7 protein-coding genes and 1 tRNA gene are annotated in these 7,960 nt (G+C 33.6%); 2 read left to right on the forward strand and 6 right to left on the reverse strand.

Features of this window, described 5'->3' with window-relative positions; genetic code table 11:
• Nucleotides 1–7: 7 nt before the first annotated feature.
• From lpxB to surE, 3 genes are read right to left on the reverse strand one after another with little or no spacing between them, the layout of a single operon-like run.
• On the reverse strand, nucleotides 8–1,132 hold the full coding sequence (lpxB, locus tag GJV76_RS02235) for a lipid-A-disaccharide synthase (RefSeq protein ID WP_155091017.1): 1,125 nt from the start codon (nucleotides 1,130–1,132) through the stop codon (nucleotides 8–10).
• Nucleotides 1,133–1,411 (reverse strand): hypothetical protein, encoded by a 279-nt coding sequence (locus GJV76_RS02240; RefSeq protein WP_155091018.1) that lies wholly within the window; start codon nucleotides 1,409–1,411, stop codon nucleotides 1,133–1,135. It abuts the gene before it with no gap.
• On the reverse strand, nucleotides 1,411–2,178 hold the full coding sequence (gene surE, locus GJV76_RS02245) for a 5'/3'-nucleotidase SurE (RefSeq protein WP_196216212.1): 768 nt from the start codon (nucleotides 2,176–2,178) through the stop codon (nucleotides 1,411–1,413). Before surE ends, GJV76_RS02240 begins: the two co-directional genes overlap by 1 nt.
• 184 nt (nucleotides 2,179–2,362) lie before the next feature.
• Here surE and GJV76_RS02250 point away from each other — a divergent pair, with 184 nt between their 5' ends.
• The gene (locus GJV76_RS02250; RefSeq protein WP_155091020.1) at nucleotides 2,363–4,561 is read left to right on the forward strand and encodes a carboxy terminal-processing peptidase; all 2,199 of its coding nucleotides are present in this window, start codon (nucleotides 2,363–2,365) and stop codon (nucleotides 4,559–4,561) included.
• A 32-nt stretch (nucleotides 4,562–4,593) separates the two neighbouring features.
• Entirely contained in the window at nucleotides 4,594–5,679 is a 1,086-nt protein-coding gene (locus GJV76_RS02255; protein ID WP_155091021.1) for an ABC transporter permease, read from the forward strand.
• 12 nt (nucleotides 5,680–5,691) lie between these two features.
• Here the strand turns inward: GJV76_RS02255 and GJV76_RS02260 are convergent, their stop codons facing one another.
• From GJV76_RS02260 to GJV76_RS02270, 3 genes are all read right to left on the reverse strand, one after another.
• Entirely contained in the window at nucleotides 5,692–6,597 is a 906-nt protein-coding gene (locus GJV76_RS02260) for a GH25 family lysozyme (RefSeq protein ID WP_155091022.1), read from the reverse strand.
• Between the two features lie 50 nt (nucleotides 6,598–6,647).
• Nucleotides 6,648–7,475: a mechanosensitive ion channel family protein gene (locus GJV76_RS02265; RefSeq protein WP_155091023.1), complete on the reverse strand. Its 828-nt coding sequence runs from the start codon at nucleotides 7,473–7,475 to the stop codon at nucleotides 6,648–6,650.
• A gap of 248 nt (nucleotides 7,476–7,723) precedes the next feature.
• Nucleotides 7,724–7,805: transfer RNA gene (locus GJV76_RS02270), tRNA-Leu, on the reverse strand.
• Between the last annotated feature and the right edge of the window lie 155 nt (nucleotides 7,806–7,960).

The following is a 7,960-nucleotide window of genomic DNA, read 5'->3' on the forward strand; positions in this document are numbered from 1 at the left end:
ATATCGACTAATTCATCTTGTGTTTACTATTTCTAATAATTTCCTCTGCTACATGATCACTTGCACCAGTTCCACCTAATTTATCAATCAATTGATCGTACTTGTGCAATAATTGTGTTCTATACTCTCCTCCTACAATTTTCTTAAACTCCTCTTCTATTCGGTTAGAATTACAATCACTCTGAATTAATTCCACAACCACATCATCATCCATAATGAGATTCACAAGAGAGATATAACGTAAAGTTATTATTCTTTTTGCAATTTCATATGAAATCTGGTTTCCTTTATACAAAACAACTTGTGGAACACGGAACAAAGCAGTTTCTAAAGTAGCAGTTCCTGAAGTTACCAAAGCAGCATGTGCAACATTAAGCAGCGCATACGTTTCATTAAAGATAAAAGAAATATTCTTATCTTGTATAAATCGTTCATAAAAAGTGGGCTCTTGTCCAGGAGCACCTGCTATTACAAATTGATATTCCGGATACTTGTGAATCACAGAAAGCATCTCACCCAGTAACCTACTAATCTCTTGTTTTCTACTACCTGGCAAAAGTGCAATAATTGGCCTATCATCCAACTTGTGTTTTGCTCTAAAGTCTTCATGCTCTTTCTCTCTATACTGACCAATAGCATCAATCAATGGATGTCCCACAAAAGTAACTGGAAACTGATGTTTCTTTTCATAGAAATCTTTCTCAAATGGAAGGATTACATACATAAAATCAACATCTCTTTTGATTGCCTTAATACGACTCTCTTTCCATGCCCAGATTTGAGGTGAAATATAATAATGAGTTGGAATCTTAATTTCCTTAGCCCATTTTGCTATACGCATATTAAAACCAGGATAATCAATAAAAATCAACACATCTGGTTTAAAACGTTGAATGTCCTTCTTACAAAAAGAAATATTATTCAATATTGTACGCAGATTTTGAACCACTTCGATGAACCCCATAAAAGCCAAATCCTTATAATGCTTTACAAGTTTTCCTCCTACACTCTCCATTAAATCTCCACCCCAAAAGCGAATTTCAGCTTGCGGATCTTTCTTGTAAATAGATTTCATCAAGTTGGAACCATGTAGATCACCTGATGCTTCTCCTGCTATAATATAATATTTCATCTATATAAAAAATGTAATCAAGGTTATAAAAAAGACTGCTAAAATACACCCTCTTGCGTAAAAATCGCGACGCTTGGTAATAAAAAAAGTAAATAAAGCCAAATTGAATAGACTTCCTATAGCAGTAATACGACCAAGTAACTTTGTTCTATAAATAAAACTAAAATCATTCACCAAGTCAAAATGGGTAAACAGTCTTAGGTATACTTCTGAACCAATTACAGTTACAATTAATCCTGCTACAAAACCAATTAATATTCCTTTTAGCCTATAATCCATTACAAATCCCAAGTATTAATTCGATTTATTGTATGATGCGCAGTCATATCAAAATGTACAGGGACCAAAGAAACATAGCCATGCTCTAAAGCCCATTCATCAGTATCCTCGCCTTTGTCTTGATTAACGAACTCCCCTTTTAACCAATAGTACTCTTTCCCATGAGGGCTAATACGCTTATCAAAATTCTCAACCCAAGTAGCTTTTGCTTGACGACATACTTTAATTCCTTTTATCTCATCAAACTTCAACTTTGGAAAATTCACATTGAACACTACATCTGTTGGAACTCCTTTCTTAAGTGCCTCCAAAGTGATCTTCTTGATAAATGGTTTTATTTGTTCAAAATCAGCATTCCAACTAAAATCCAATAATGAAAATCCTATAGCCGGTATACCACTCATCCCTGCTTCAAGTGCTGCACTCATCGTACCAGAGTAGATAACATTTATTGACGAATTTGAACCGTGATTAATTCCAGAAACACATAGATCTGGTTTGCGATCTAATATTTGACCTAAAGCTATCTTTACACAATCTACAGGAGTCCCTGAGCAAGCATATTCTTTTTCAATATCACTATCAATATTTACTTTTTCTAAAGTCAGAGTATTATTGATTGTAACGGCATGTCCCATACCAGATTGCGCACTATCGGGAGCCACAACTACCACATCCCCAATCTCTTTCATTACAGAAATTAACGCTCTTATTCCAGGAGCAGTAATTCCATCGTCATTTGTTACTAAAATCAAGGGTTTTTGCATCATTTCATTTTTTTATTTACATTCGCTAATGTAGTAAATATTAGCCAAATTACAGGCGTTTCATATTCTGTCAAACCATTAAAAAAAGTGAATTATCAGTACTAATTTTCCATTTTAACAAATTATTATCGGGAGACAAGTCCGTATCTTTACTTTTTTAACTACTTTAGTTGAAAACTTATTAATGAATACTATTAAGTTATTTATGAAAAAAAATTATAAGGTTATTTTAATCTTACTAGGTGTCTCAGCTCTACTTTGGAGTTTCATGCCAAAAGAGCCTAAAGAAAACCCTGAAAAAGATCAACTTCTATTAGAGTTGGTTACGTATTTATTGGATCGAACTCACTATGATCCACCAAAAATTGACGATAAATTTTCTCAAAAGGTCTATACCGAATACTTAAAGGCATTAGACCCTATGAAACGTTATTTTACTCAAGCGGATATTAAAGAGTTTTCTGAATATGAAATACTTTTAGATGACATGATTCAACTAAAAGATCTTTCCTTTTTTGATTTAACCTATGATCGTATTAACAAAAGAATGTTAGAAGCTAAAGATATTTATACTGAAATATTAGCTACTCCATTTGACTTTGATATTGATGAAACTTTTGATGCAGATTACGATAAGCTTGCTTATGCAAAAGACAGAGAAGAACTTAAATCGCGTTGGGAAAAACAGCTAAAACTTACTGTACTATCTACTTTAACTGATAACCTTAAAATTCAAGAAGGAAAAGATGTCATAGAAGAAGATGGTGACTTAACAGATGAGGAAATAACTACAACACAAAAGAAAGACAAGAAGAAAGAGGATAAACCAGTTGAAAAGAAAACTTTCGAACAACTTGAAGAAGAAGCTAGAGAAAGCACGCTAAAATCTCTCAATGAATTCTTTGATGTAATTAATGATTTAGAGCGAAAAGATTGGCTTTCAATTTACCTTAATTCAATTGTTGAGCGCTACGATCCACATACCTTCTACTTTGCTCCTGAAGACAAAGAGAAATTTGATGCAAGTATGAGTGGAAGTTTTGAAGGAATCGGAGCTGTACTTAGAAAGAAACCTGAAGGTGTTGAGATTAATGAACTTGTACCAGGTGGCCCTGCTGAAAAAAGTAAAAAAATAGAAGTTGGAGACATTATCCTAAAAGTTGCTCAAACGGAAGACGAGGAACCTATTGATATCGTTGGAATGAGATTGGATAACGTTGTAAAATTAATTAAAGGTAAAAAAGGAACTAAGGTCTTCTTGACAATCAAAAAAATTGATGGAACAATTAGCATTATTTCATTAATGCGCGAAAAGATTGAGATTGAAGAAACTTATGCTAAGTCTTCTATAATCGAACTCGATGGAAAAAAATATGGTTTAATTCACCTTCCTAAATTCTATATCGATTTTGAAAACAAAGACAATAGAAATGCATTTACAGATGTACAAAAAGAGATAAAAGAACTAAAATCTCAAGGGATTGAAGGTATTGTGATGGATCTTAGAAACAATGGAGGGGGTTCACTTTCTACTGTTGTGGATATGATGGGCTTGTTTGCAAAAGAAGGCCCTGTAGTTCAAGTAAAATCTTCAAAAGGGAAACAACAAGTATTAGATGACAAAGGAACACAAATCGTTTGGGAAGGACCGCTTGTTGTTTTAGTGAACAACTTCTCTGCTTCTGCCTCTGAAATCTTTGCCGCTGCAATCCAAGATTACAAAAGAGGAATTATCATTGGTAGTAAGCATACTTATGGAAAAGGAACTGTTCAAAATCTTGTTGACTTAAATGAACTATTGAAGAAACAACCTTATGGCGATTTAGGTGCTTTAAAAATCACACTTCAAAAATTCTATAGAATTAACGGAGGTTCTACCCAAAGAGAAGGTGTTTTAAGTGATATCGTTTTACCAGATAGATACTCTTATATCGATATGGGAGAAAGAGATATGGATAATGCTATGCCATGGGACAAAATCGAAAGAGCAGATTACACTGCATACAAAAACGACTTCACTCCTATCATTGAGAAAAGTTACAAGCGTATCAAAACAAATGAACAGTTTGCTTTAATCGATGAAAATGCACAATGGATTAATCAGCGTAAAGACGAAAAAACTTTTGCTTTACAAATTGATAAATACCAAGAAAGACAAAAAGAAATTGAAGAAAAAGCGAAGAAGTTTAAAGCTATTTCTAAATATAAAAACACTTTGAAATTTTCTTCTTTACCAAGTGAAATTAAACGTATCTCGAATGACACTATCTTAAAAGACAAGAGAGATAGATGGCATGAAAGATTACAAGGTGATATATATGTAGAAGAAGGTATTAATATTTTAAAAGACTTAGAAAGCTTTAAAGCTCACCCTGTTAAATAAGGTTTAGATAATAATTTGTAGTTATAAAGACAATGTCTCACAATAACAATTCTTATACAAGATTAGCGCTCCAAAAATTCAAAACGAACTTTTGGGGCGTTTTGTCTTTTTGGTTTATCATTCTTATAAGCGTTATCTCTCTGACGGTATATTTTTATATTCCCGATTACTCAGCTAATGCAAATTCAGGTGATTTAGCACTGCATTCTAAATCTCCTGGCTTTACTGTTGACTATATTCAACTACAAGATAATTATAAGAGATCTTTTCAAGAATATTGGACAGGTCGCAAAGAACCATTAAAACATATTCCAATAGGAGAATACAAAGTTGACAGTGACACACTTTACTACAAACCGTATAGTGCACAACCCGAATTAGAAGATTTCAAATCAATTCCCCTAAACCATTTTTCAAATCCTACCTTATCGGAAATCATAAAGAGTAAAACATATTGGTTAGGGACTGATAATCAAGGAAGGGACTATTTAAGTCGATTACTCATTGGATCGAGAGTGTCATTATCTATTGGCTTTGTCGCTGTACTGATTTCTCTTGTAATTGGTATCTCCTTAGGATCAATTGCGGGATATTATGGGGGAAAAGTAGATGCCCTTATCTTATGGCTAATCAATGTATTCTGGTCAATTCCTACATTACTTCTCGTTATTGCTATTACATTAGCTTTAGGTAAAGGATTCTGGCAAGTATTTATAGCAGTTGGTATGACGATGTGGGTAGAAGTTGCACGTGTTGTACGAGGTCAAGTAATTAGCATCAAAGAGCAACAATATATTACGGCTGCAAGAGCATTAGGGTACAATGATTACAGAATCATAAGCAAACATATTTTACCAAATTGTATGGCTCCTGTTATCGTGATTTCAGCTGCCAATTTTGCTTCAGCTATTTTAATGGAAAGTGGACTGAGTTTCTTAGGTTTAGGGACACAAGTACCAACACCGAGTTGGGGTGCTATGATAAAAGAAAACTACAATTACATTTTACTCGGCAAGCCCTATTTAGCACTTTTACCTGGATTGGCGATGTTCCTATTAGTCATTAGTTTTATGTTGATTGGAAACGCATTGCGAGATGCCTTGGATGTTAAACAATAAAGTAAATCCTACTTACTTAATCAATAATTTTCTGATATCTGCTTTAGTACCATTATATACATTCAAGTCAACTTTACCTTTAATCCCCTTTACAGTGCCATTTTCAGTGAATTGCCAGAATTGCCAATGATCTTTAATTTCTTCTACAAAGAAATTGTAGTTAGCTATCCAAACAGTATATTCAGGGAATGCCTTACTGAGATGAGTATTATAATAATATTCACCTGAATACAAGATTGGTTTTACTTTATAGTGTTTTTCGACTGTGACTAACCATTTTTTCACCCCCTTTATAAGACTATCCATTGGCTGTTCCTTCGGAAAATCTTCAATATCCAGAATAGGAGGTAAATCTCCCTCTACTAATGTGACTGTATTGATAAAGTTTTTTGCCTGTTCTAATGAATTCTCATCTGGTCGATAATAGTGATAAGCTCCTCTTATAAAATGATTGGCACCTGCTCCTTTCCAGTTCTTTTTAAACTTTTTATCCTTACCATCAACTCCCATCGTAGATCGAATAATCGCAAATTCTATTGAAGCTCGTCCAATTACTGAATCGACATCAGCCCAAACTATATCACCTTGATAATGAGAAACATCAAGTCCAATCATTTTTCCCTCATGGCGACTTAACACCTCTGCAGTTCTAAAATCAAATAATGACTTGCTTTCCGCTTCCTTTCTATCTCTACTAAAAAAATAATTAATTCCCTCACTAAACGTAAGTCCAAACCATACTCCTACACCGACAAAGGTCAAAATAATCAAAACCCACTTTATTTGATTAAAAGTAGAATTGCCCTTTTTTACTTTTGGTTTAGGTTTGCGTGTACTCCTTTTGCGAGTCTGACGAGGTAACTTCCTTAAGACATCTTCCCCTTTGACCTTATTGTTACTTCCTTTTGAACTATTCATGGCATAGACATAAAAACGGCGTAAAAGTAATTATAAAAATAGATATAAAATTACTTATCTAACTTTAGAACAGGAACAGGTAAATGAATATTATTCAATTTAAACTTCCGATCTATCTCGAAACGTATGTCACTAGCGATTCGATCATTATCAAAAGCATTATCTATAAAATAATACAAAATAAAGCGGATAGAAGAATCTCCAAATTGATCGATAAACACAATCGGCTTAGGATGCTTCAGAACATCTTTATTATCTTCAACTGCTGAAAGCAATACCGCTTTGACCAATTCAGAATCTGTACCAATATACGACCCCACGTCAATACGGGCACGAATAATTGGGTCCTCGTGCGTCCAATTGTAAACTATATCGTCAATTAACTTGCGATTAGGTATCACGATATCCTTTCGATTACGTGTTTCAACAATGGTACAACGAAGGTTAATTGTCTTAACCCTTGCTACTTGTCCATGAGCTTCAATAACATCTCCCACATTAAGCGTCTTATCTATCAAAATATAAATTCCCGCAATTAAATCTCTAAAAATATCTTGTAATGCAAACCCAAGCCCAACAAACAATGCTGCTGACGTAGTCAAAAACATACTTATATTAATCCCTATCACATTTAATAAGAATAAAAAGATAATCAGGTATATAAAGTAATTGACAAAATTAAATACACTACCCAATCTTGCAGCAACATCTGGCGTAGCCATCTTCATAAAAGTTTTCTTCAATACGCGCAACCCATACTTTGTAATAGTTAAAGTAAAAGCAATGAAAAGTATAGTCCCTATCGTAATCGTTATAGACTTACTCGCGTATAATTCGTACTCTAAAAGTGATGAAAGAAAAGTTTTTAAATCAAACATAATTGTATAAACGGTGAGTTTTACTGAATATAAGACAAACAGATAACCAAAAGTCACACCTATCACTAAATGGTCATAGTTTAAAAATGAAATTTACAAAAAAAGAGCTTAATCTAACTCTCCTATTCTGTAATAATTAAAACTTCACAAGACTCAACTACAACAAATTCAAAACCAGTACTGGTCCTAAAAGAATAGCTCCTCAGAAGTAAATAAAAAAAGCCCCTTCAGTTGAAGAGGCTTTTTTGTGCGGGTAAAAGGACTCGAACCTTCACACCTTGCGGCACCAGATCCTAAGTCTGGCGTGTCTACCAATTTCACCATACCCGCGAAATCTTGTGGAACATCCTGTTCCTTTTTAGACGTGGCAAATATAATAGATTTTTCTGCTTAAAAACAAATCTTAAATAATAAAAAAAGTCATTAATTCTTAAAAGCCTATGTATAAGGGATCAATCTCAAAAGTTGTGTGTGAATTAAAAACT

This window comes from Myroides albus (assembly GCF_009711045.1).
Lineage (GTDB): Bacteria > Bacteroidota > Bacteroidia > Flavobacteriales > Flavobacteriaceae > Flavobacterium > Flavobacterium album_A.